At 38.2% G+C, this 25,870-nt stretch carries 27 protein-coding genes; all 27 read left to right on the forward strand.

Annotated features, from left to right (window positions below):
• Positions 1-83: 83 nt before the first annotated feature.
• The 27 genes from sucC (at position 84) to AC6F34_RS09215 (ending at position 25,845) form a co-directional block, all read left to right on the forward strand.
• Positions 84-1,244, forward strand: a complete 1,161-nt coding sequence (gene sucC, locus AC6F34_RS09085) for an ADP-forming succinate--CoA ligase subunit beta (RefSeq protein WP_500771253.1) — start codon at positions 84-86, stop codon at positions 1,242-1,244.
• Between the two features lie 66 nt (positions 1,245-1,310).
• Complete coding sequence (gene sucD / locus AC6F34_RS09090) at positions 1,311-2,213, forward strand: succinate--CoA ligase subunit alpha (RefSeq protein ID WP_500771255.1); 903 nt, start codon at positions 1,311-1,313, stop codon at positions 2,211-2,213.
• 70 nt (positions 2,214-2,283) lie between these two features.
• Entirely contained in the window at positions 2,284-3,204 is a 921-nt protein-coding gene (gene dprA / locus AC6F34_RS09095; RefSeq protein WP_500771257.1) for a DNA-processing protein DprA, read from the forward strand.
• Between the two features lie 442 nt (positions 3,205-3,646).
• Positions 3,647-5,722: a type I DNA topoisomerase gene (topA, locus tag AC6F34_RS09100; protein WP_500771259.1), complete on the forward strand. Its 2,076-nt coding sequence runs from the start codon at positions 3,647-3,649 to the stop codon at positions 5,720-5,722.
• 277 nt (positions 5,723-5,999) lie between these two features.
• Positions 6,000-7,307 carry an FADH(2)-oxidizing methylenetetrahydrofolate--tRNA-(uracil(54)-C(5))-methyltransferase TrmFO gene (gene trmFO / locus AC6F34_RS09105; RefSeq protein ID WP_500771261.1) on the forward strand — a complete coding sequence of 436 codons (1,308 nt, stop codon included), beginning with the start codon at positions 6,000-6,002 and terminating at the stop codon, positions 7,305-7,307.
• A gap of 63 nt (positions 7,308-7,370) precedes the next feature.
• Positions 7,371-8,273, forward strand: coding sequence for a tyrosine recombinase XerC (xerC, locus tag AC6F34_RS09110; protein WP_500771263.1), 903 nt, complete (start codon positions 7,371-7,373; stop codon positions 8,271-8,273).
• A gap of 112 nt (positions 8,274-8,385) precedes the next feature.
• A complete protein-coding gene (hslV, locus tag AC6F34_RS09115) occupies positions 8,386-8,928 on the forward strand; it encodes an ATP-dependent protease subunit HslV (RefSeq protein WP_500771265.1) in 543 nt (180 codons plus the stop codon).
• Between the two features lie 18 nt (positions 8,929-8,946).
• On the forward strand, positions 8,947-10,353 hold the full coding sequence (gene hslU, locus AC6F34_RS09120; protein ID WP_500771268.1) for an ATP-dependent protease ATPase subunit HslU: 1,407 nt from the start codon (positions 8,947-8,949) through the stop codon (positions 10,351-10,353).
• Positions 10,354-10,446: 93 nt separating this feature from the next.
• On the forward strand, positions 10,447-11,226 hold the full coding sequence (gene codY, locus AC6F34_RS09125) for a GTP-sensing pleiotropic transcriptional regulator CodY (protein ID WP_500771270.1): 780 nt from the start codon (positions 10,447-10,449) through the stop codon (positions 11,224-11,226).
• 700 nt (positions 11,227-11,926) lie between these two features.
• Positions 11,927-12,319: a flagellar basal body rod protein FlgB gene (gene flgB, locus AC6F34_RS09130; RefSeq protein WP_500771272.1), complete on the forward strand. Its 393-nt coding sequence runs from the start codon at positions 11,927-11,929 to the stop codon at positions 12,317-12,319.
• Between the two features lie 2 nt (positions 12,320-12,321).
• Positions 12,322-12,771, forward strand: a complete 450-nt coding sequence (flgC, locus tag AC6F34_RS09135; protein WP_500771274.1) for a flagellar basal body rod protein FlgC — start codon at positions 12,322-12,324, stop codon at positions 12,769-12,771.
• A gap of 15 nt (positions 12,772-12,786) precedes the next feature.
• Positions 12,787-13,095: a flagellar hook-basal body complex protein FliE gene (gene fliE / locus AC6F34_RS09140; RefSeq protein WP_500771276.1), complete on the forward strand. Its 309-nt coding sequence runs from the start codon at positions 12,787-12,789 to the stop codon at positions 13,093-13,095.
• Positions 13,096-13,175: 80 nt separating this feature from the next.
• A complete protein-coding gene (fliF, locus tag AC6F34_RS09145) occupies positions 13,176-14,768 on the forward strand; it encodes a flagellar basal-body MS-ring/collar protein FliF (RefSeq protein WP_500771278.1) in 1,593 nt (530 codons plus the stop codon).
• A gap of 11 nt (positions 14,769-14,779) precedes the next feature.
• Positions 14,780-15,796, forward strand: coding sequence for a flagellar motor switch protein FliG (fliG, locus tag AC6F34_RS09150; RefSeq protein WP_500771280.1), 1,017 nt, complete (start codon positions 14,780-14,782; stop codon positions 15,794-15,796).
• Entirely contained in the window at positions 15,789-16,562 is a 774-nt protein-coding gene (gene fliH / locus AC6F34_RS09155; protein WP_500771282.1) for a flagellar assembly protein FliH, read from the forward strand. Before fliG ends, fliH begins: the two co-directional genes overlap by 8 nt.
• A complete protein-coding gene (gene fliI / locus AC6F34_RS09160; RefSeq protein ID WP_500771284.1) occupies positions 16,559-17,875 on the forward strand; it encodes a flagellar protein export ATPase FliI in 1,317 nt (438 codons plus the stop codon). Before fliH ends, fliI begins: the two co-directional genes overlap by 4 nt.
• A gap of 5 nt (positions 17,876-17,880) precedes the next feature.
• The gene (gene fliJ / locus AC6F34_RS09165; protein WP_500771286.1) at positions 17,881-18,324 is read left to right on the forward strand and encodes a flagellar export protein FliJ; all 444 of its coding nucleotides are present in this window, start codon (positions 17,881-17,883) and stop codon (positions 18,322-18,324) included.
• Between the two features lie 8 nt (positions 18,325-18,332).
• Entirely contained in the window at positions 18,333-18,935 is a 603-nt protein-coding gene (locus tag AC6F34_RS09170) for a MotE family protein (RefSeq protein ID WP_500771288.1), read from the forward strand.
• Positions 18,936-18,959: 24 nt separating this feature from the next.
• Complete coding sequence (locus tag AC6F34_RS09175) at positions 18,960-20,204, forward strand: flagellar hook-length control protein FliK (protein WP_500771290.1); 1,245 nt, start codon at positions 18,960-18,962, stop codon at positions 20,202-20,204.
• Between the two features lie 11 nt (positions 20,205-20,215).
• Complete coding sequence (gene flgD, locus AC6F34_RS09180) at positions 20,216-20,854, forward strand: flagellar hook assembly protein FlgD (RefSeq protein WP_500771292.1); 639 nt, start codon at positions 20,216-20,218, stop codon at positions 20,852-20,854.
• 13 nt (positions 20,855-20,867) lie between these two features.
• Positions 20,868-21,254 (forward strand): TIGR02530 family flagellar biosynthesis protein, encoded by a 387-nt coding sequence (locus AC6F34_RS09185; RefSeq protein ID WP_500771294.1) that lies wholly within the window; start codon positions 20,868-20,870, stop codon positions 21,252-21,254.
• Positions 21,255-21,334: 80 nt separating this feature from the next.
• Positions 21,335-22,513 (forward strand): flagellar hook protein FlgE, encoded by a 1,179-nt coding sequence (locus tag AC6F34_RS09190; protein WP_500771296.1) that lies wholly within the window; start codon positions 21,335-21,337, stop codon positions 22,511-22,513.
• A 52-nt stretch (positions 22,514-22,565) separates the two neighbouring features.
• A complete protein-coding gene (locus AC6F34_RS09195) occupies positions 22,566-22,787 on the forward strand; it encodes a flagellar FlbD family protein (RefSeq protein WP_500771298.1) in 222 nt (73 codons plus the stop codon).
• On the forward strand, positions 22,777-23,208 hold the full coding sequence (gene fliL, locus AC6F34_RS09200) for a flagellar basal body-associated protein FliL (RefSeq protein WP_500771300.1): 432 nt from the start codon (positions 22,777-22,779) through the stop codon (positions 23,206-23,208). The genes AC6F34_RS09195 and fliL overlap by 11 nt, the downstream gene beginning before the upstream one ends.
• A 41-nt stretch (positions 23,209-23,249) precedes the next feature.
• Positions 23,250-24,248: a flagellar motor switch protein FliM gene (gene fliM / locus AC6F34_RS09205; RefSeq protein WP_500771302.1), complete on the forward strand. Its 999-nt coding sequence runs from the start codon at positions 23,250-23,252 to the stop codon at positions 24,246-24,248.
• Positions 24,238-25,464, forward strand: a complete 1,227-nt coding sequence (gene fliY, locus AC6F34_RS09210) for a flagellar motor switch phosphatase FliY (RefSeq protein WP_500771304.1) — start codon at positions 24,238-24,240, stop codon at positions 25,462-25,464. Before fliM ends, fliY begins: the two co-directional genes overlap by 11 nt.
• A gap of 18 nt (positions 25,465-25,482) precedes the next feature.
• Entirely contained in the window at positions 25,483-25,845 is a 363-nt protein-coding gene (locus tag AC6F34_RS09215; RefSeq protein WP_500771306.1) for a response regulator, read from the forward strand.
• Positions 25,846-25,870 lie beyond the last annotated feature (25 nt).

A 25,870-nucleotide genomic window follows, 5' to 3' on the forward strand; every position in this document is an offset into this window, starting at 1 on the left:
CTATAATGCTAGACAATGATTCTCCCATTTTATAAAATGAAAGCGCAGTTTATTTTTTGAAGCATTTGATAGGAGGATGGGTAATGAATATACATGAGTATCAGGGAAAAGAAGTCCTCAGACAATACGGGGTATCTGTTCCAAACGGAAAAGTTGCATTTACAGTTGAAGAGGCTGTAGAAGCTGCGAAAGAACTTGGCACGGAAGTTTGTGTCGTAAAAGCGCAAATCCATGCTGGCGGAAGGGGTAAAGCTGGTGGAGTTAAGGTTGCTAAAAACCTTGATGAAGTCCGTACATATGCGTCAGAAATTTTAGGAAAAACATTAGTCACACATCAAACAGGCCCAGAGGGAAAAGAAGTTAAGCGTCTGTTAATTGAAGAGGGCTGTGACATCCAAAAAGAGTATTATATCGGATTAGTATTAGACCGCGCAACTTCTCGTGTCGTATTAATGGCATCTGAAGAGGGTGGAACTGAGATTGAAGAAGTAGCAGAAGCAACACCTGAAAAAATCTTTAAAGAAGTGATTGATCCGGTTGTTGGTTTAACTGGCTATCAAGCTCGTCGTATTGCGTTTAACATTAATATTCCAGCTAAACTAGTAGGACAAGCGGTTAAGTTCATGATGGGCTTATACACAGCTTTCGTTGAGAAAGATGCTTCAATCGCCGAGATCAACCCATTAGTTGTAACTGGTGATGGAAAAGTTATCGCACTAGATGCAAAATTAAACTTTGATTCAAATGCACTTTATCGTCAAAAGGACATCGTAGATATGCGTGACCTTGAAGAGGAAGATGCAAAAGAAGTCGAAGCTTCTAAATATGACTTAAGCTATATTTCTTTAGATGGAAACATCGGATGTATGGTTAACGGAGCAGGACTTGCGATGGCAACAATGGATATCGTCAAGCATTATGGCGGAGATCCGGCAAACTTCCTTGATGTTGGGGGCGGTGCCACTGCTGAAAAAGTAACAGAAGCTTTCAAAATCATCCTTTCTGATTCAAATGTAAAAGGTATCTTTGTAAACATTTTCGGTGGAATTATGAAATGTGACATCATTGCTACAGGTGTTGTGGAAGCAGCGAAGCAAGTTGGACTATCAGTGCCTTTAGTCGTAAGACTTGAAGGGACAAATGTTGACTTAGGTAAGAAGATTCTAGCTGAGTCAGATATTGATATCATTGCTGCAGATTCTATGGCAGATGGTGCAGAAAAAATCGTTTCATTAGTTGGCTAATCGAAAAAGAACAATTATGGCAACCGTAACGAATGATACGGTGCAATATCAGGAAGGAGAATAAAAGTGAGCGTTTTTATCAATAAAGATACAAAAGTAATTGTCCAAGGGATCACAGGTTCTACTGCCCTTTTTCATACAAAACAAATGCTTGAATATGGTACGCAAATCGTCGGTGGTGTTACTCCAGGAAAAGGTGGCACAGAAGTTGAGGGTGTGCCTGTATTCAATACTGTGATCGAAGCAGTTAAAGCAACAGGAGCAAATGCTTCTGTAATCTATGTACCAGCTCCATTTGCAGCAGATGCTATCATGGAAGCTGTTGATGCAGAGCTTGATCTTGCAATCTGTATTACTGAGCATATCCCAGTACTTGATATGGTTAAAGTTAAGCGTTACATGGAAGGCAAGAATACTCGCCTTGTAGGACCTAACTGCCCAGGAGTTATTACTCCAGGCGAGTGTAAAATTGGAATCATGCCAGGATATATCCATACTAAAGGTCATGTAGGAGTTGTTTCTCGCTCTGGAACATTGACTTATGAAGCTGTACACCAATTATCTCAAGAAGGAATTGGTCAGTCTACAGCTGTTGGAATCGGTGGAGACCCAGTTAACGGAACTAACTTCATCGACGTCCTTAAAGCATTTAACGAAGATGAAGATACGTATGCAGTTATCATGATTGGTGAGATTGGTGGTACTGCAGAGGAAGAAGCGGCTGAATGGGTGAAAGCGAACATGACTAAACCAGTCGTAGGCTTCATCGGTGGGCGTACTGCACCTCCAGGAAAAAGAATGGGACATGCTGGTGCAATTATCTCAGGAGGAAAAGGAACTGCAGATGAAAAAATCCGCGTTATGAATGAGTGTGGCATTGAAGTAGCAGATACTCCATCCGTTATGGGAGAAACTTTAATTAAAGTAATTAAAGAAAAAGGTTTATACGACAAGTGTAAAACTCATTAATACAATTTAGAGTCCCCCGATGCTTTGGGGGACTGTTTTTTAAGCTATTAAACAATTAGGGGTGATTTATATGGAAATACTAAAATCTCGCATTGTCCACTTACTTCATTGCCGTGGTATAGGGTGGAAGATCATTTACCATTTATTGAAAGAAGATCGAAAATTATCGTTTTTTGAGCGTCCTCCACAATTCCTCTTCGAATCTCTAACCCGGTTTTTCCCTTCACCAAAGGCATTAGAAATGGCCATTCAAGATCTTCACTCAGATAAAATCAAAAATCTCATTCAATCATATGAACGATCTGGCATCCGCGTAATCACTTTGTTTGAAGATGAATACCCTCCACTACTAAAACAGATTTATCAGCCTCCTTGGGTCCTTTATACGCTTGGAGATGTGAAGTTAGCCCAATACTCTCCGCTACTTGCTGTGGTTGGAGCGAGGGATGCATCATCTTATGGTGTGAATGTCATTAAAACGCTGTTTCCTCCTTTAATTGAAGAAAAGGTCGTAATAGTCAGTGGGCTAGCTATAGGAATTGATACATTGGCCCATCAATATACAATTGCAAATAATGGGAAAACGATTGCAGTTATAGCTGGCGGATTTAATCATATTTACCCTGCCTCCAATCAACCTCTTGCTCAAGAAATCATCAAAAACCATCTCCTACTCTCAGAATACCCACCTTATATGAAACCTCAAAAATGGCAATTTCCAATGCGAAATAGAATTATTAGTGGCATGTCTTCTGGAACACTAATCATAGAAGCGAAACGACGAAGTGGCTCCTTAATCACTGCTCAAATGGCAGTTGATGAGGGGAGGGAAGTTTTTGCTGTACCTAGAGGGATTTTTGATCAACGTAGTGTTGGGGCAAATGAATTGATTAAACAGGGTGCTAAGCTCGTAATGGATGCTAAAGACATTTTAGATGAGTTATCGATAAATAGGGGTAAAAATGGGAGAAAAACCAACAAATGTGATTAAAATGAAGGAATTTATGTGAAAAAGGTTGAATTTCTATAAAAACTGTTATACATTTTGCAACAGGTGAACGTATAGATTTAGAGAAGACGTTCCATAATTGAAGTGATATTTTAATTTGACAAAAACGTTTCGATTGATTAATAATGGTGGAAACTTTATTGTTTGAGGTAAGTACACGTATATTTATGCATAGAATGAATGACAGCATTCATGAAGCGACGAGAAAAGATTATTGTAAATAAGAGGCGGAATGCTTCTTTTGCTACCTTTTCGAATTTTCGGCAAAAGTAGACAGTCCGTTTTTTTGAAGATAAGAGTAACTAAACAAGAGTTCTACACGCAGATATATGATAGAGAAGATGCGTGATTTTAGAATAGATGAACTAGAGATAAAAAAGAGTGGAACAACTGAATTGAATTCCCTCTTATAGGAGGACCATTAATGTCGGATTTCTTAGTGATAGTAGAATCACCTGCAAAAGCGAAAACGATTGAACGCTATTTAGGAAAAAAATATAAAGTAAAAGCTTCTATGGGACATGTACGGGATCTCCCGAAAAGCCAAATGGGAATTGATGTAGAAGATCATTATAATCCAAAATATATTACCATTCGTGGTAAAGGTCCGGTATTAAAAGAATTGAAGACAGCAGCTAAAAAAGCAAAGCGAATTTTTCTCGCAGCCGATCCAGATCGTGAAGGAGAAGCAATTGCGTGGCATTTAGCGCATAGTCTTGATGTGGATATCCAATCCGATTGCCGTGTTGTGTTTAACGAAATTACAAAAGATGCGATTAAAGAATCGTTTAAACATCCAAGGCCAATTAATATGGATTTAGTAGATGCTCAACAAGCAAGGAGGCTGCTCGATCGCCTTGTCGGGTATAACATTAGTCCATTATTATGGAAAAAAGTTAAGAAAGGATTAAGTGCAGGTCGGGTACAATCGGTTGCTGTTAGGCTCATAATTGATCGTGAAAAAGAGATCAATGCATTTGAGCCAGAAGAGTACTGGTCCATCGATGGGGAATTTTTAAAAGGTACCAATGCATTTGAAGCTAGCTTTCACTCTTTAGATGGTGAGAAATTAGAGCTGAAATCTGAAGCAGAAGTAAATGATGTTTTAAAGAAAATGAAATCGAATAAATTTAAAGTATCATCAGTGTCAAAGAAGGAACGAAAAAGAAATCCTGCCGTTCCATTCACAACATCATCTTTACAACAAGAAGCAGCAAGAAAGTTAAATTTCCGTGCTAAAAAGACAATGATGCTTGCTCAGCAGCTTTACGAAGGAATAGACTTAGGAAAAGAAGGAACTGTCGGTTTGATTACATATATGAGAACTGACTCAACTCGAGTTTCAGAAGTTGCACAGACAGAAGCCGCACAGTATATAGAGCAACAGTATGGCAAGGAATTTTTACCTTCAGAAAAGAAGAAAGAAAAAAAGAACGCAAAAGCTCAAGATGCTCATGAAGCGATTCGCCCGACAAGCTCTATGAAGGAACCATCAAGTCTTAAATCTGCTCTTTCTCGTGATCAATTAAGACTGTACAGACTCATTTGGGAAAGATTCATAGCAAGTCAAATGGCTCCAGCGATTATGGATACAATGAGTGTAGACCTTGAAAATGGCCCGGTAACATTCAGAGCAACTGGATCTAAAGTAAAGTTTCAAGGGTTCATGAAGGTATATGTTGAAGGTTCTGATGATCAATCTGAAGAAAAAAATAAAATGCTTCCAAACCTTGAAGAAGGTGATGAAGTGTTGCAAAAAGAAATCGATCCAAAGCAGCACTATACTCAACCGCCACCGCGATACACAGAAGCAAGACTAGTTCGTACCCTCGAAGAATTAGGCATAGGTAGACCGTCTACTTTTGCACCTACTTTGGATACGATTCAAAAACGTGGCTATGTAATGCTCGATAATAAACGCTTTGTACCGACAGAGCTAGGTGAGATCGTGTTGGAGCTTATCCTAGAATTTTTCCCTGAAATTCTCGATGTAGAATTTACAGCGAAGATGGAGAAAGACCTTGATAGCATTGAAGATGGCAATGAAAACTGGGTACAAGTCATAGACGAATTTTATCAGGATTTTGTCATCAACCTAGAAAAAGCAGAGAAAGAAATGCAAGAAGTTGAAATCAAAGATGAACCAGCTGGTGAAGATTGTGATCAATGTGGCCACCCAATGGTTTATAAAATGGGGCGATATGGGAAGTTTATGGCATGCAGCAATTTCCCAGATTGCCGTAACACAAAGGCAATTGTTAAGGAGATCGGTGTAAAATGTCCGACATGTAAAACGGGGAATATCATCGAGCGAAAAAGCAAAAAGCGCCGAATATTCTATGGATGTGACCAATTCCCACAATGCGAATTCATCTCATGGGATAAACCAATTGCAAGAAGCTGTCCAAAATGCGAACACCTTTTAGTTGAGAAGAAGTTGAAAAAGGGTGTGCAGGTTCAGTGTGTGGAATGTGATTATAAGGAAGAACAGCAAGGCTAAATTAAAGCGAGTGGTGAAGTTTCATTTGAAACTTCACCACTCGCTTTCTTACATAATCGTAAAGATTATTGCGAATTAAATAAATCGACAGCAAACGACAGCATTATGCTTTATTTTTTTTGCTCAGTATTGTACAATGCAGAATGGAAGTTTCAAAAGAGGTCTAACCTCTTTCAAAGTCTGTATATTGTATATCAATAGAAAGTTATGTCAATTGTGTAAATATAGAAGCGGATTTCTTATGCTCATACTTTTGATACATATAGGAGGATTATAGATGAATGAGATGGTAGTAAACGTCATAGGGGCCGGTCTTGCTGGTAGTGAAGCAGCTTGGCAATTAGCAAGCAGAGACATAAAAGTACGTCTATATGAAATGCGTCCAGTCAAACAAACCCCTGCTCATCATACAGATAAGTTTGCGGAGTTAGTATGTAGCAACTCTCTTCGTGCGAACAACTTAACAAATGCTGTCGGTGTATTAAAAGAAGAAATGCGTGCTCTAAATTCAGTCATCATTCAATCTGCCGATGATAGTGCTGTGCCAGCTGGTGGAGCTCTTGCTGTCGACCGACATGACTTTGCTGGTAAAGTGACAGATAGAGTAAAAAACCATCCGAATGTGACAGTCGTAAATGAGGAAATGACAAAAATTCCTGAAGGACCAACAATCATTGCAACTGGTCCCCTTACTAGTCAAGCATTATCAGAGCAATTAAAAGAGCTTACAGGGGAAGAATATTTGTACTTCTATGATGCTGCTGCTCCAATCATCGAAAAAGATTCCATAGATATGGACAAAGTATATTTGAAATCTCGCTATGATAAAGGTGAAGCGGCTTATTTAAATTGTCCAATGTCTGAAGAGGAATTTAATACTTTTTATGAAGCTTTAATTGCTGCAGAGACAGTCCCGTTAAAAGAATTTGAGAAAGAGGTTTTCTTTGAAGGGTGCATGCCGATTGAAGTAATGGCGAATCGTGGAAGAAAAACAATGTTGTTTGGACCTATGAAACCAGTTGGTTTAGAAGACCCTCGCACTGGTAAACGTCCATATGCAGTCGTTCAATTACGTCAAGATGATGCAGCAGGAACACTTTATAACTTAGTTGGTTTCCAAACGCACTTGAAATGGGGACCACAAAAAGAAGTGCTTCGCTTAATTCCAGGCCTAGAGAATGCGGAGATTGTTCGCTATGGTGTAATGCATCGTAATACATTTATTAATTCACCGAATGTACTGCGTGCAACTTACCAGTTTAAAAATCGAGAAGATCTATTCTTTGCTGGTCAAATGACTGGTGTTGAAGGATACGTTGAATCTGCTGCAAGCGGGTTAGTTGCTGGTATTAATGCTGCAAGACTTGTTCAAGGGAAGGAACCGCTTGAGTTTCCACATGATACGGCAATTGGAAGTATGGCTCGATATATTACAACAACAAACGCAAAAAACTTTCAACCGATGAATGCAAACTTTGGGTTATTCCCAGACTTGCCAACTAAGATCAAAGGAAAGAAAGAAAGAAACGAACAGCATGCAAACCGAGCGTTAGAAACAATTCAGAACTTTGTGAAAAATATGTAAATATTCTTGCAAGGGCTACTGAACATATGATACGATTTAGTAGCTCTTGTGAGGTGACAAAATATGGCTGAAAATGTGAATATTTCGTTACATTTATTTATTGAATATTTACAAATAGAGAAAAACTATTCACAATATACAATTGAACATTACCACTATGATATTAGTGAATACTTTATGTTCATGACTGAACAAGGGATATCATCTTTAGATGATGTTTCTTATGCTGATGTTCGAATCTTTTTAACAAACTTATATGATCGTAAGCTTTCAAGAAAATCTGTGGCGCGAAAAATCTCATGTCTTCGGAGTTTTTACAAGTTTCTTTTAAGAGAAAAGATGGTAAAGGAAAATCCATTTTCACTTGTTTCCATTCCGAAGTCAGAAAAAAGATTGCCTCAGTTTTTTTATGAACAAGAACTAAAACTATTATTTGAAGCATGTGAGCAAGAAACACCTTTAGGTCAAAGGAATTACGCTTTATTGGAGCTACTCTATGCAACAGGCATTCGTGTTGGAGAATGTGTCAATATTAAACTTTCAGATCTTGATTTGGGATTAGCAACAGTTTTAGTTAAAGGTAAGGGCGGAAAGGATCGCTATATTCCATTCGGACACTTCGCGCAAACTGCGTTAGAGACTTACATACAGAATGGTAGGAAAAAGTTATCCGTAAACGCTGATAAAAACGAATACTTGTTTTTAAACTACCGAGGTAACACACTATCTGATCGTGGTGTGCGTAAAATCCTAAATAAGCTAATCGAACAATCATCATTGACTGGAACCATTCACCCGCATATGTTACGCCATACGTTTGCTACACATCTATTAGGAAACGGCGCAGATATGCGAACAGTGCAGGAATTATTGGGACACAGCTTTTTATCCTCAACCCAACTATACACACATGTTACGAATGAATACTTAAGAAAAACATACATGTCTCACCACCCGCGAGCGTAGAACGTAGTTGTATGAGTCAATTAAGGAAAGAAGACGCATAAAATTAATAAAAATGGCTATGAATGAAATGAGGCCAAAGAATGTTCGAAACGCGATAAAAGGAGGACGGATCATGTTACAATTTCATGCTACCACGATTTTTGCTGTTAGCCATAAAGGTGAATTTGCAATGGCTGGCGATGGTCAGGTTACAATGGGAAATGCTGTCGTCATGAAACATACAGCAAGGAAAATAAGAAAGTTATTTAACGGTAAAGTGCTTGCTGGTTTTGCTGGCAGTGTAGCTGATGCATTTACATTGTTTGAAATGTTTGAAGGGAAGCTCCAAGAATATAACGGGAATATTCAGCGAGCGGCAGTTGAACTAGCAAAGCTTTGGAGAAGCGATAAAGTTTTAAGGAAATTAGAAGCAATGTTAATTGTGATGAACCATGATAGCATGCTCTTAATAGCAGGCACTGGGGAAGTTATCGAACCTGATGATGGTGTTTTAGCAATCGGTTCAGGTGGGAATTATGCACTTTCTGCTGGAAGATCATTAAAGAGGTATGCTGGGGATCATCTTTCCGCTAAGGAAATTGCGAAGGCATCATTAGAAATTGCTGCAGAAATATGTGTATATACGAATCATGAAATTATTGTGGAAGAAATTTAACGAAGGGGTGAACTAATAATGGGTACTGGAACAAATTTAACTCCGCGTCAAATCGTTGAGCGCCTTGATCAATATATTATCGGTCAAAAGGATGCAAAGAAAGCAGTTGCCATTGCACTTAGAAACCGTTATCGTCGAAGTCTTCTTTCTGAGAAAATTCGTGATGAGATTACGCCTAAAAACATCCTAATGATTGGACCTACTGGAGTTGGGAAAACTGAAATCGCGAGAAGAATGGCGAAGCTAGTAAGCGCTCCTTTTATTAAAGTAGAAGCGACTAAGTTTACAGAAGTAGGGTATGTAGGTAGAGATGTTGAATCAATGGTTAGGGACTTAGTGGAAACATCAGTTAGGCTTGTGAAAGAAGAAAAAATGATCAATGTGATGGGGCTAGCAGAAGAAAATGCTAATCGCAGACTTGTTGAGCTGCTCGTACCGAGCAATAAGAAAACATCCAATTATAATAATCCATTGGAGATGCTGTTCGGTGGTGGTGATCAATCACAGAACCAAGAGGACACAAACCAAGAGGACTTAACGCTCAAGGAGAAGCGGCGTGTTGTTCAAACAAAGCTTGCTGCAGGAGAGCTCGAGGATGAGTTCGTCACAGTACAGGTTGAAGAGCAACAACCGTCAATGTTTGATATGTTACAAGGTTCTGGTATGGAACAGATGGGTATGAATATGCAAGATGCTTTAAGTGGATTGATGCCGAAGAAAAAGAAAAAACGCAAGCTAGCCGTCAAAGAAGCTCGAAAAGTGTTAACAAACGAAGAAGCCTTCAAGCTTATCGACATGGATGAAGTAAGCCAGGAAGCGGTTTTCAGAGCTGAGCAGACAGGTATCATTTTCATCGATGAAATTGATAAAATTGCTAGTAAGAATAGCGGTGGTTCATCGGCTGATGTCTCGAGAGAAGGAGTTCAGCGTGATATTTTACCAGTTGTTGAAGGTTCGACTGTAGTGACAAAGCATGGTCAGGTGAAGACCGACCATATTCTTTTTATCGCTGCTGGTGCCTTTCATATCGCAAAGCCATCTGATTTAATACCTGAATTACAAGGGCGTTTTCCTATCCGAGTTGAATTGGGGAAACTAACGGTCGATGACTTTTATAAGATTCTAATCGAGCCGGATCATGCATTAATTAAACAATATGAAGCATTATTAGAAACAGAAGGTATACAAATTGAATTTTCAGACGATGCTATTCGTAGAATCGCTCAATTCGCATACGAGGTGAATCAAGATACAGACAATATTGGTGCAAGAAGGCTCCATACAATTATGGAAAAGCTGCTTGAGGATTTATCTTTTGAAGCACCAGATATTACAATGGAAGTTGTTAAAATAACACCGCATTATGTCGAAGAGAAGCTTGGGGTGATCTCCAAGAATAAAGACTTGAGTCAATTTATACTGTGATATTCTGGATTTTTAAACCGGATAATAAAATGACTAAAAAAGATCAACTAATAAACAAGGCAATAATCGTTGTCATAAATAGGAGGAAGGAACATGGATTTATTATCAAAAACTAGAAAGATTAACGCAATGCTACAAAAAGCAGCAGGAAAGCCAGTTAATTTCAAGGAAATGGCAGAAACTTTAAGTGAAGTGATTGAGGCAAACATTTATGTTGTTAGCCGTAGAGGGAAGCTATTAGGATACGCAGCGAACCAACAAATCGAGAATGAGCGTATGAAAAAAATGTTAGAAGATCGTCAGTTCCCTGAGGAATACACAAAAGGTCTATTCAATGTTCAGGAAACGTCTTCAAACCTAGATGTTGAAAGTGCATACTCTGCATTCCCAATTGAAAACCGTGACTTATTCAAAAATGGTTTAACAACAATTGTACCAATTATCGGTGGAGGGGAGCGTTTAGGAACTTTAATCCTAGCTCGTGTACTAGAGCAATTCCATGACGATGATTTAATTCTTGGTGAATACGGTGCAACAGTTGTCGGAATGGAAATTCTTCGTGAAAAAGCTGAAGAGATCGAAGAAGAAGCAAGAAGCAAAGCGGTTGTACAAATGGCGATTAGCTCATTATCATACAGTGAGTTAGAAGCGATTGAACATATTTTCGAAGAGTTAAATGGACATGAAGGATTATTAGTTGCTTCAAAAATCGCTGATCGTGTAGGAATTACGCGTTCGGTAATTGTAAATGCACTTCGTAAATTAGAAAGTGCTGGAGTAATCGAATCCCGTTCATTAGGAATGAAAGGAACTTACATCAAAGTACTTAATGATAAGTTCTTGTTAGAATTAGAAAAACTTAAATCAAACTAATATCATCTTTAACAAAAAGAAACCTGAATCTATTGATTCAGGTTTCTTTTTGTGGTCCCAGAAGCAATAAATATTGACATGAAAAGATGAAGAATTCAGTTCTTGAAGATAGCGACCTTAATCATTTTCTAGCCAATAGTTGACTTTGGTGCCACCGACTAAATTTCGATAAAGCCTGTTAGAAATACTGACACTAGTCCAATCAGTGCGTCGAAGGTGCGAACATAAACTTAAAGCTTGCAAAATACAGAATTTACTGAGGTCTTCATTTATAAACTTGAGGCTCACATGGTGTGAGAGAAGTCAATAATACCCTAGTGTTGTGATACTTGTAAGTGAACCGTAGGTAGACGTTTTCTATTTGTGTAAAAATGTAATAAGAATTGTCATCGTTGTAAAGCCTTTGCAATGCTAAAAAACAGGAATAAAGTCCTATTAAGATTATTAAGTGAATGTCTATTGTCTTTTTGTCTGTTAAAAATCACTTAGGTTTATCGGCGCAATAAGTCCTATGTTTTGCAGATGGAATTGTCAATTCAATGAAAATAGGACAAATGGATTAATGAAATTCTGATGATCTACATAGACTTATTATTTCACTTTCATTACAATAAATACTAAGATATGAGACTATGACATGTTTTGCCAATGTTTTACATAGAACGACAGATGGTTTTTATCAAAAAAGAGGTGGAAACTTATGAAATTATTCTCTAACACTATTACAACACTAGAAAATGCATTAGATTACTCATCATTGAAGCAAAAGGTGATTTCACAAAATATTGCAAATGTCGACACGCCTGGCTATAAAGCGAAAGATGTTAGCTTTAAGCAAAGTTTAGAGAGCGCAATGAATCAACAAATCATGGCACATAAAACAGACGTGCGCCACTTTAACTTCAAAGAGAAACCGGTAAGTACTCCAGGTGTATATAACAGGGAAGTATCTTACCAACATACAGGAAACAGTGTAGATATTGATAAAGAGATGTCTGACCAAGCAACAAATCAAATCTATTATTACACAATGATCGACCGTATGAATGGGAAGTTTTCTAGCCTGAACAATGTAATTAAAGGAGGCCGTTAGAGTTGTCAATCTTCCATAGTATGAACACTACTGCTTCTGCATTAACAGCACAGCGATTAAGGATGGACGTCATTTCATCGAATATGGCGAATGTGGACTCTACTCGATCAGTTAACGGTGGAGAGGCATACAGACGCAAATCTGTTGTGTTAGAACCGAAAGAAGGGCAATTTTCGAACTTTTTAAATGTTGCAATGAACCGTAGTGATAATAAAGAGGTAGGAAATGGCGTAAAGGTAACAAGAATTGTAGAAGATCAAACACCTTTTAAACTTGTATATGATCCCACACATCCTGATAGCAATGAAGATGGATTTGTTGAAATGCCAAATGTTGATCCGTTAAGAGAAATGGTTGATTTAATTAGTGCCACTAGAAGCTATGAGGCGAATGTTACGGTATTTAATGCAACTAAAGGCATGATGATGAAAGCTTTAGAAATCGGAAAGTAATGGAGTGATTTTAGTATGAATCAAATTAGTTTTTCACCAATATCAAATGTTTTACGGCCTGAACCAAGCCAAGTGAAGCAATCTGTTACACCAGATGAAGCTCATAAAAGTTTCGCGGCTGTTTTAAAAGAGACCATTTATTCTGTTAATGAAGCTCAAGTTCAATCTGATCTTTTGACAGAAAAGTTTGCTTCAGGAGCACAGGTCGATCTTCATCAAGTCATGATTGCATCGCAAAAAGCGAGTGTCACAATGAATGCAACAATTGAAGTGAGGAATAAAGCAGTTGAAGCGTATCAAGAAATAATGAGAATGCAAGTTTAATAAATTGGGATACATAACTAAAAGAGCATAACTCGTGCTCTTTTTAAAAAGTGAAGTGAAAAATCATCGGGGGACATGAGATGAAGGAATCTTTTCAAAATTATATGAACAAAATTAAAGAGTTTTGGAATTCAAGAACGAAGACACAAAAGCTTGTTTATATTGGGTCCTCCCTACTGTTTGTTGTGTTGATTGTTGTTGTTTCATTTTTATCGACAAGAACTACGCTTGTGCCACTTTATAGTAATTTATCCCCATCAGAAACAGGCGTTATTAAAGAAAGCCTTGATGGGAGAGGGATAAAATCTGAAGTTTCTAATGGTGGTACAACCATTAGCGTTCCAGAAGAAAGAATCGATGCACTTAAGGTTGAATTAGCAGCAGAAGGAATCCCACAGACGGGCAGCATCGATTATTCATTCTTTAGTCAAAATGCTGGTATAGGTATGACTGAGAATGAATTTAATGTAATGGAACTGGATGCTATGCAAACAGAGCTAGCCAATTTGATCAAAGGGATTGATGGAGTACAAGATGCATCGGTAATGATTAAACTTCCTGAAAAAGGGATTTTCGTCAATGATGTAAATGAAGAAGCCAGTGCAGCAATCCGAATTGATCAACAGGCAGGTTATCAATTTCAAGAAAATCAAATTTTAGCATTGTACCAACTTGTTTCAAAAAGCATACCGAACTTACCAACAGAAAATATAGTCATTACAAATCAGTTCTTAGAGTATTTTGACTTAGAAAATCAAAATAATAGTAACCCAGCAACACAATTTGCATCTCAGCAACAAATCAAACGAGAAATTGAAAAGGATGTTCAAAGACAAGTACAAAGAATGCTAGGCACAATTATGGGACAAGACAAAGTCGTAGTTTCAGTGTCTGCTGATATTGACTTTACCCAAGAAAACCGGGAAGAAAACCTAGTTGAGCCAGTTGATCCAGAAAATATGGAAGGAATCACAATTAGTGCCCAGAAATTAACCGAAACCTTTACTGGAAATGGAGATCAAGTAGGTGGTATTCCACAAGGCGAGGATCCTGCTGATGCATTAGGCAGTACCTACTTAGAAGGAAATAATGCAAATGGTGATTATGAGCGAATCGAAGAAACTATTAATAATGAAGTAAATCGAATTCGAAGAGAGATTGTAGAAAGTCCGTATAAAATTCGTGACCTAGGGATTCAAGTAATGGTTGAACCACCAGTAGCAGAGGATCCGTTGTCACTTCCACAAGAAAGAGTAAATGATATTACACAGATTCTTGGAACAATTGTGAGAACAACGATTAATAAAGATTCAGTTGGTGGAGAAATCTCAACGGAAGATTTACAAGATAAAATTGTAGTATCAGTAGCACAATTTAACGGTAAAGAGTCGATTGCTCAAACTGGAACGACACAAATTCCATGGTGGGCTTATGTAATAGGTGGCGTGTTGCTATTAATCATTGCATTGCTACTCATTTTATTTATTCGCTCTCGTCGTAAGAATAATGTAATGGAAGAAGATGTTGTAGCACCACAAACATTTGATGTTCCAGATGTAAACGAAGAGAAGGAAACAGAAGGAACGTTAAGAAGAAAGCAATTGGAAAAAATGGCGAAAGAAAAGCCTGAGGATTTTGCAAAGCTCCTAAGGACTTGGATTGCTGAAGACTAGGAGGAGAAAAATTGGCAAAGAAAAGTGAACTAGAACTATCAGGGAAAGAAAAAGCAGCAATTTTACTTATTTCCCTTGGGCCAGATGTTGCCTCTTCTGTATATAAGCATTTAAGTGAAGAGGAGATTGAACGGCTAACACTAGAGATCTCAGGGATGAAGAAGGTGGATTCTTCTAAAAAAGAGGAAGTAATGGATGAGTTTCATCAAATCGCATTGGCACAAGATTATATTTCTCAAGGTGGAATTGGTTATGCAAAGCAAGTGCTAGAAAAAGCGCTTGGCTCTGAGCAGGCAGCCACTATAATTAATCGGTTAACTTCATCGTTGCAAGTTCGTCCTTTTGATTTTGCTCGTAAAGCAGACCCAGGACAAATTTTAAACTTTATTCAAAATGAACATCCGCAAACAATTGCGCTAATTCTTTCATATTTAGATTCTGCGCAAGCTGGGCAAATATTATCTGAACTTCCACAAGAAGTGCAGGCAGATATTGCACGTAGGATTGCGGTGATGGATAGCACATCACCTGAGATTATTAATGAGGTTGAGCAAGTGTTAGAAAGAAAGTTATCTGCCACAGTTACACAGGATTATACGCAAACTGGTGGAATTGAAGCGGTCGTCGAAGTATTGAATGGAGTTGACCGAGCGACTGAAAGAACCATACTTGACTCATTAGAAATACAAGATCCTGAACTAGCAGAAGAAATTAAAAAGAGAATGTTTGTATTTGAAGATATTGTTACCCTTGATAATCGAGCAATTCAACGTGTTATCCGTGATTGTGAAACAGAAGATCTTATGCTTTCACTTAAAGTATCTAGTGAGGAAGTTAAAGAGATTGTCTTTAAAAATATGTCTAGCCGTATGGTTGAGACTTTCAAAGAAGAAATGGAGTATATGGGTCCAGTTCGATTGCGTGAAGTGGAAGAAGCGCAATCAAGGATTGTTGCCATTATTAGACGCTTAGAAGAAACTGGTGAAATCATCATCGCGCGTGGTGGAGGAGATGACATCATTGTCTAGATTATTTAAAGCCTCACAATCGCAATCGAAATCAAACGAAAAGATCATTGAAATAAAGCCTTTTAATCGTGCAAACCCAGTAGAGGAGCAGCTAGATGAAGGGCCAATGGTAGAAGCGCTGAATCGAAAAGCGAATGAAGTGCTTGAAGCAGCTAGACTAGAAGCTGAACAAATTCTCACTAAAGCGAAGACAGAGGCTAAACAAACTTATGATCAATTGGAGATGGAACGAAAATATCTTGAGGATGAGAAGGTTGAGGTTTTTGAACGTGCGCAAAAGGAAGGATTTGATATAGGTTTTATTCGTGGTGAAGAGGCTGGTAAAGCCTCTTATCAAGAACAAATAAAAGCAGCGCAAAGTGTTGTTGAATCCGCCAAAGAAGACTTTAAAAGAACAATCGAAACAGCTGATACCGAAATCCTTTTAATCTCAATGAAGGTTGCAGAAAAAATCTTACGCTTGAAGCTTGATGAAGAAGAAGCGTATGTTTCCTTTGTAAAACGAGGCATTAAAGAAGCAAAGGATCAACTAGAGGTACAAATTCATATTCATCCAAGCTATTACGACATGCTACTCTCACATAAAGAAGAATTGATGATGGTTTTTCCGAAAGAATCAAGGTTGTACATCTACCCAAATGATGATGTGGCTGAAACGACTTGTTGGATTGAATCAGAAAACGGCAGAATTGATGTGAGTATTGATAGTCAACTTTTGGAATTGAAAAATAAGCTGCATGAGTTTTTGGAGAGTGGACAAGCGTGAATGTTACGAATCTATTAAATGAGATTGAAGAAATAGATAGCTTTAAAAGGTTCGGAAGAGTCAATCGTGTAGTTGGACTCATGATTGAATCAAAGGGGCCTGAAAGCTCAATTGGTGATGTTTGCTATATTCACATCGGCAAATCAAGAAAAAGAAAAATCATGGCAGAAGTCGTTGGCTTTAAAGAAGAGAATGTAGTCCTTATGCCTTATACAGAAGTAAAGGAAATTTCACCAGGATGCTTGGTGGAAGCTTGCTCTAGAGCGTTAGAAGTTAAAGTTGGTCCTTCATTAATTGGTTCGGTAATTGATTCACTTGGCATCCCGTTAAATGGGGCGCCACTCCCTAAAGGGTTGGTTCCGGTTTTAACGGAGCAATCTCCCCCGAATCCGTTAAGTCGACCACCAATTCATGAACCAATAGAAATAGGGGTTCGCCTCATTGATGGACTTTTAACAGTGGGGAATGGACAAAGGGTCGGAATTTTTGCAGGAAGTGGAGTCGGGAAAAGTACACTTCTCGGAATGATTGCAAGGAATACGAAAGCAGATCTCAATGTCATCGCACTCATAGGTGAGCGAGGCAGGGAGGTTCGTGAATTTATCGAAAAAGACCTTGGTGAAGAAGGCTTGAAACGCTCCATTGTTGTTGTCGCAACATCAGATCAACCAGCGTTGATGAGGATTAAAGGAGCATATACAGCTACCGCGATTGCAGAATACTTCCGTGATAAAGGGATGAATGTCATGTTGATGATGGATTCTGTCACAAGGGTAGCAATGGCACAACGTGAAGTAGGGTTAGCCATTGGTGAGCCGCCAACTACTAAAGGGTACACACCTTCTGTGTTTGCAACTTTGCCTAAGCTATTGGAACGTACAGGAACGAATCAGAACGGATCAATTACAGCGTTTTACACGGTGTTAGTCGATGGGGATGATATGAATGAGCCTATTGCGGATACTGTAAGAGGAATCTTGGATGGACACTTTGTTTTAGACCGTGCACTAGCCAATCAAGGACAATATCCGGCTGTCAATGTGTTGAAAAGTGTTAGTCGAGTGATGAATCAAATCGCTGAACCGGGACATGTGCAATCAGCTGAGAAAATACGGGAGCTTTTAAGTACTTATATTAATTCAGAAGATTTAATCAATATTGGTGCTTATAAGAAAGGGTCTTCTAAAGAAATAGATTTAGCTATTTCTAGCCACCCATCAATCATTACTTATTTAAAACAGCGCACTGATGAAAAAATCTCAATGGTTGACAGTGTACAAGCTTTAAATCATCTTGCGAAGAAAGGTGACTAACTTTTATGGTGTATCAATATAAGTTTCAGAAAATCATGAATGTGAAAGAGCGTGAGAAAGATGAAGCCCTTTCGATCTATAATCAATCAGTAAAGCGTTTTGAAGAAGCTGCTACGAAGTTATATGACCTTTTAAAGAAAAAGGAAGATTTAGAGTCTCATCAGTTTGACCGATTAGCTGTAGGCTTGCCCGTTCAAGAAATCCGCCATCATCAGCATTTTGTTGCACACTTGGATCAATCAATTGAGCATTATCAGAAAGTCGTGATGAATGCGAGAAATCAAATGAATTATTTTCAAGAGCGGTTAATGGACAAAAACATTGAAGTAAAAAAATATGAAAAAATGAAAGAAAAAAGCAAGATGGTATTTTTAGATGAATTGAAGCACTCTGAAAGCAAACGAATGGATGAGATCTCTATTCAGCAATATGTGAATCGAGGAAGTTAGGTGATCGAATGGCAAACAAACTTGAAGCTGAGGAAAAGAAAAAATTAGGAATTGTGCGGAAAACCCTATACTTTGGCGTCATCCCTCTTCTATTCGCTATTGCCGTCTTTTTAATTGTCGCAACGTTACTTGGTCATAATGTATTCACATTGACGAAGGAATATGGACAGAAAATCCCTATAGTTTCTGGGCTTTTCACAGAAGGGGATCGACAAACTCTAGAAGAATTTGAGTCAACAGTTTTAGGTTTAGAAGCTGAAATTAAAGATCGTGAAGCGAAGGTAACACAACTTGAATCACAATTGGAATCAAAAGACTTGGAAATGGATCGTTCACGATTAGAAAAAGAACGTCTTCAAAATGAAATTGATGAATTAATTGCGATAAGAGATGAAAACAAACGAGCTTTTAGAGACATTGTGAAAACCTTCGAAACGATTTCAGCAAAACGTGCTGCACCAATATTGGTAGAAATGGATGAACAAGAAGCGGTAAGGATTCTAGCAAATGTGAAACCAGATATTTTAGCTGGGATATTAGAAAAAATGGATCCTGAAAATGCGGCTAATTTTACAAGACTTCTAACAGCAGCAAAGGAAAATGAGTCCTAGTGAAAATTGAAAGGGGGTGAATAAGTGAATATTCCGGCAGTCCAATTAATCGCACAAGTAAATAATACTCAAGTTTCTAACAGCATCCAAGCGGAAACCACTACTGGTTTTGGAGCAATGCTATCTAGTCTAGAAACATTACCTAGCAATAATGTTGAACGAGATGCTACACTGCCGTTTACATTAGACGAATTGAAAAATACCTTGGCACTACTTGAAATGGAAGACGTTTTTCAATTAGACAATGGAATCTATTTGTTCGATCAGGCAATTGGGAATGAAGATGTGACAATTATTCAGTTGATTTCAAAAGAATTAGACTTGCCTTTCTCTCAGATTATTGAACTTTTACAAAAAGAGATCGGTGAAGATATGAATATATTAGAACTACCCATTATACATTCTCAAGACGATTTAATAGAAGCTGATCGACAATTGATGCAGTTGATTCAACAAATTGTACAATCAAACAGTAATCAGATCGTTCAACAACCACTAAAATCTGAGCATTTGCAGCTTATACAAGTACTAAAAATGTATGAACTAGTAGGAAGTCATCGAGATTCATTTCAACAGCAGGTAAATGTAAAAGGCTTAATTGAGAAGTTAAGTGAGGCATTGCAACAGAAACTGGTGGATTTGCGACCTGGTACGCGCCAAACTGATGATCCTTTACGCTCTTTTGTTCAATATATTGAACAAGGTAAGGCAAAAGCCCAAACGACGTCTCCAATACTTGAGACAACGTTTAAGACTGATGGAATGGCAGTTAATCAAGCAATTCAGTTTCATCAGATGGTGAAACCACAAGGAGCACCAGTTCTACAGTTAGGCAGTAATGTATCTACAGATGAATTAATGAAGCAATTTGAAAGTATTTTAGCTAGAAGTCAATTTTCAAAAGCTGGTGGAACACAAAAGTTATTTTTAAGGTTAAACCCTGAACACTTAGGAAGTTTACGAATTGAGCTTATACAAAGGGATTCGATGTTAACCGCAAGAATTTTGACATCAACAGCAGCAGCACGTGAGGCGTTAGATCAACAGTTGAATAGTTTGAAGCAAGCGTTTCAAACTCAACAAGTACAAGTAGAAAAAATTGAAATTTCTCAGCAAATGACACAGCAGCAAGATCGGTTCTTTGGTCGTGAAGAGCAAGCTGGTCAGCAAAAACAGCAACAGGCAGAGAAACAGCATCTAGACGAAGAGAATGAGCAAGAAAGCTTCTCACAAAAGCTTGAAGAAGCGATTGTAAATACTGAAGCTTAGGAGGTGCAATAATGACGAATTCAATCGATACATCCCTTTATCTTTCAGACTATCAACTTCAAAACCAAAAAAAAGGGTCTGATATTCTCGGAAAAGATGATTTTTTGAAGATTTTAATGGCACAAATTCAAAACCAAGATCCATTAAGTCCAATGGACGATAAGGATTTTATCGCACAAATGGCACAATTCTCTAGCTTGGAGCAAATGCAAAACATTGGAAAAACAATGGAATCACTTCTTAGTCTTGAAAGAGAGAGTCAAATTATCTCTTACCATCAATTTGTTGGGCAAGAGGTTGTATGGCATAAACTTTCATCTTCATCAAATGAGAGCAGCTCACCAGTGATTGAAGAAGGAAAAGGTATTGTGAAGTCAGTTCAGTACAAAGGTGATACAGTCGTCTTTACTCTTGAGGATGGTACAGAATTAACACCAGCAAATATCTCGCAAGTGAACCAAGTTAAAGATGAGAATTACATGATTCAAGCGAGTTTGATGATTGGAAAAATGGTTACTTTTCTTGATGAAAACAAGAAAGAGCAATCAGCAAAAATCGAATCTGTAACGTTTAAAGATGGCAAGGCAATGTTTCACCTAGAAGGTTTGGATGGTAGCATTCAGTCTTCGCAAATCATCAAAGTTCAGTAAATGGAGGGTTCGGATGAGTACATATTATTATAATCCGATTCAATCCCATTCAAATGTTCAATCGAATCAACAGAAGGTTCGCTCGTTAAAGCCGTCACAGCCGTTTGCAGAGCATTTACATACAGCAATTCAAACAAAACAGCCGCTCACAATAAGCAAGCATGCAAAGGAGCGAATGAATGAACGAGGAATCACCATTGATGAACAGACTTGGAAAAGTTTAGAGTCAAAACTGTCAGAAGCAAAAAGAATGGGTGTTAAAGAATCGTTGGTTTTGCTTGAGGACGCAGCTTTAATCGTCAGTGCCAAAAACAGCATTGTGATAACAGCTATGAATCGACAAGAGGCAGGTTCACAAATTTTCACAAATATAAACGGAACGATCATACTTGATCAATAAATTGGCTGGACCTTATAAGGAGGCCAAATCCCATACCGAATGATTGAGGTATGGGACATACAGAAGGGAGTTAAGAAAACATGCTACGTTCAATGTACTCAGGTATTAGTGGGATGAAAAACTTTCAAACGAAATTAGATGTTATTGGTAATAATATTGCTAATGTTAACACTTATGGCTTCAAAAAAGGTCGTGTAACATTTAAAGATACAATGAACCAAATGGTTGCGGGTGCAAGTGCTGCGACAGACGCTCGTGGTGGAACAAATCCAATGCAAGTTGGATTAGGCTCAACACTTGCAACCATTGATACAATTCATACAGGATCAAGTTTACAAACAACAAACCGTGCACTTGACTTAGGAATCGATGGCGATGGCTACTTCGTAGTCTCCCAAGGAAATAGCTTATTTTACACACGTGCTGGTAACTTCTACTTAGATGACAACGGGACGCTTGTCAACTCAGATGGACTAAAAGTACAGCAATACGACAATGGTGTCCTACGTGACATTACGGTCAATGTTAATGCAGTACAGCCAGCAACACAAACAAACTCGATTACATTTGTAGGGAACTTACCGTCCGATGCAACTGGTGCCAATGAAGTAACACAACAAATTAAAGTTGTTGGTGCAGATGGTGAAGCGAAGGTGTTAGACTTAAAATTTGCTACGACTAACGGAACAGCTTGGACTGTTCAAGTGATTGATCGAAATGTAGATCCAGCCGTTGAGACGACTGCACAAGCTATTACGTTTGGACCAAACGGAAATGCTACAGCACCTGCCAATCTAGCTTTGCCAGGTACACCTGCTCCGACACCATTAACTGTTGATTTTACTGGGTTAACGAACCAGCCTGGGTCTATTACTGCAATGGGAAATACTAATGGTAATATGGCTGGTATTCTAGAGAGCTTTAGTATCGGGCCGACAGGTGAGATTTTTGGAGTATACTCAAACGGCCAGATTGGTAGCCTTGGTACATTAGCATTGGCTAAGTTCAGTAACACGTCTGGTTTGGTAAAGGCTGGAAACAATCTATTCCAAGAGTCTGTAAACTCTGGTACTGCGAATGTTAATATGGCAGGCGAAGGTCGTGGGACAATCGCTTCTGGTTCATTAGAAATGTCCAATGTGGATTTATCTGAGGAATTTACTGAGATGATCGTTGCACAACGTGGATTCCAAGCGAATACTAGAATTATCTCTACTTCAGATGAGATTTTACAAGAGCTTGTGAACTTAAAACGATAAGTGAAGGAGGGACAAGGTTAGTGAGGGTAATTCTCGCTAGCCTTGGAAAACCTTGATTAAAGTTTCTAGATTAAATGGCAAAGAATTTATGATTAATGCACTAATGATTGAAACGGTTGAGTCGTTTCCAGATACAACGATTACACTGACAAATGGCAGGAAGTATGTAGTGAAGGAATCAGAAGATCAAATACATAATCGTATCAGTGAATTTTATCAATCCATTGGTCTAGTGGGACTACAACATGTAGGGAGGGATGAAGATGAAGAATAATAAGCTAATTGCCATCATGTCTTTTATGCTTCTAGCAATTTTATTAATTGGAGCCATTGCCTATATTACGATTTTAAAATTAAATGAACCAGCTAAAGCGAGTGCAGAAATGAGCATTGATGAAATTCTTGAAGCGTCTGTTGAGATTCCTCAAATTACAACTAATCTAAAAAACAATGAATACATAAGGATTTCTTTTACGATTCAAACAAGCGATAAGAAAGCAAAAGAAGAGCTTGAGAAAAGAAGTTTCCAAGTGCAAAACGTAATCATTCAAGAATTAGCTGAAATGGAATCAACCGAAATACAAGGGAAAGCAAATCAGGTTGCATTTCAAGAAACATTAAAGGCAAAGCTTAATGAATTGATGCAGTCTGGACAGGTAGAGCGCGTATATATTACAGAGTCTCTCCTCCAATAGAAAATGAAATTGTAGATACCTTGTCATGGAGGTGAGGAAAGTTGTCAGGAGAAATATTATCACAAAACGAGATTGATGCTCTGTTATCTGCAATATCTACAGGTGAAATGGATGCAGAGGAGTTGAAAAAGGAGCAAAGTGAAAAGAAAGTCAAGGTGTACGATTTTAAACGAGCTCTACGTTTCTCAAAAGATCAAATCCGAAGTTTAACGAGAATACATGAAAACTTTGCTAGATTGTTAACAACGTTTTTTTCGGCTCAGCTACGCACCTATGTAAATATTTCGGTAGCTTCCGCTGACCAAATTCCTTATGAGGAATTTATTCGCTCCATACCAAAAATGACAATCCTAAATGTGTTTGAAGTAGAACCATTAGACGGACGAATTTTAATTGAAGTGAATCCAAATATTGCTTATTCATTATTGGATCGAATGATGGGTGGACGCGGTTCAAGCGTTAATAAGATTGATAGCTTAACAGAAATAGAAACAAAGATCATGTCAAACACTTTTGAGAAAGCTTTTGAATCATTACAAGAAGCGTGGAGTACGATTGTAGATATTGATCCAGTACTAGCAGAATTTGAAGTGAATCCACAGTTTTTGCAAATGGTTTCGCCGAATGAAACAGTCGTAGTTATTTCACTAAATACTACGATTGGTGAGACAACAGGAATGATTAATATTTGCATTCCACATGTTGTACTAGAGCCAATCATCCCGAGACTTTCTGTCCATTATTGGATGCAAACAGAGAAAAAGGCTAGCGAGCCAGAAGTCATCGAAAAACTAGAGAAAAATATTCAAAAGGCTAGAATACCAGTTGTGGCAGAATTAGGGGAATCTGATATTTCTATTCAAGATTTCTTGTCATTAGATCTTGGGGATGTTATTGAATTAAATAAGCGAATTCAAGAACCACTTGTTGTTAAAGTTGGTGGAATTCCAAAATTCACCGGACAACCTGGAAAGTCTAGTAAGAAAAATGCAATACAAATCATGGATATTGTGAAAGGGGGAGAGAACGATGATGAGTGAAGACATGCTTTCACAAGATGAGATTGATGCTCTATTACGTGGTGACGATGATGAAGAAGAGGATGTCATGGTCGATGCCCAAATAAACTTAGAGGAGTTGCTTTCACCAATGGAACAAGATGCTCTTGGCGAAATTGGCAACATATCATTTGGAAGCTCAGCAACTGCATTATCGGCTTTGTTAAACCAAAAAGTTGAAATAACAACACCTACTGTATCCGTTATTATGCGAGATTCAGTGAAAGAGGAGTTTCCACACCCGTATGTGGCTATACAGGTTCATTATACAGAAGGGTTTTTAGGAAGCAATTTGTTAGTAATTAACCAGGCAGACGCTTCGGTAATAGCAGACCTAATGCTTGGTGGTGATGGTAAAAACATCACTGAAATGCTAGATGAAATTCGCTTAAGTGCAGTTCAAGAAGCGATGAATCAAATGATGGGTTCGGCAGCAACATCTATGTCGACTATTTTCGGAAAGAAAGTTGATATTTCTCCACCGAGCATCGATCTATTGAATCTTCCTTCTGGTGAAGGGGTAGAAACGATTCCGAATGATGATAAATTAGTAAAAATCTCGTTTCGATTAAAGATTGGTGATTTAATTGACTCTTCTATTATGCAATTATTGCCATTATCGTTCGGGCAAAAGCTTGTTCAAGAATTGTTAAATCCGACAGCTGCAACCGTAATGGAGGAAGCACCACCAATCGAAAAGCAAGTGATCAATGAGACACCTGTTCAAATGAATACAGCTTCTGCTTCCGCATATGGGCAGCAAGAAGTGGGGGTAGCGCAACAGCAAGTAACCCATCAGCAAAGTGCACCTCAGCAAACTCATGCTGCTGCACCACAGCATTTAGGTGGTCATAGACAGTCAATACAGCAGGAGCCACCAAATGTACAGCCGGCAATGTTCCAAAGCTTTGATTCGTTTGAAACACAAGCTACGGATACAAAAAATTTAAATATGCTATTAGATATACCGCTTCAAGTTACCGTAGAGCTTGGCAGAACGAGCCGTTCTGTAAAAGAAATTCTAGAGCTTGCATCAGGATCGATTATTGAACTGGATAAATTAGCTGGGGAACCTGTTGATATTCTTGTAAATAATCGCTTAATTGCCCAAGGTGAGGTTGTTGTTATTGATGAAAACTTTGGAGTGCGAGTAACAGATATTATTAGTCAGAGCGATCGTATAAAAAAATTGAGATAACACAGGAGGTTCAACACAATGTCACATAAAATTTTAGTTGTAGATGATGCAGCTTTCATGCGAATGATGATTAAGGATATTTTATCAAAAAACGGTTTTGATGTAGTTGGAGAGGCAGAAAATGGAGTTCAGGCAGTAGAAAAGTACAAAGAATTGCAGCCCGATCTTGTAACGATGGATATTACAATGCCGGAGATGGACGGAATCACTGCTTTAAAAGAGATTAAAAGTATTAATCCTAATTCAAAGATTATTATGTGTTCAGCAATGGGACAACAAGCGATGGTTATCGATGCGATTCAAGCAGGAGCAAAAGATTTCATCGTAAAACCATTTCAAGCAGATCGAGTAATTGAAGCTATATCTAAAACGTTAAGCTAGAATTTTTAAAACTAGAGGGTGCAGG

Source organism: Niallia sp. CD-39, from assembly GCF_059874745.1.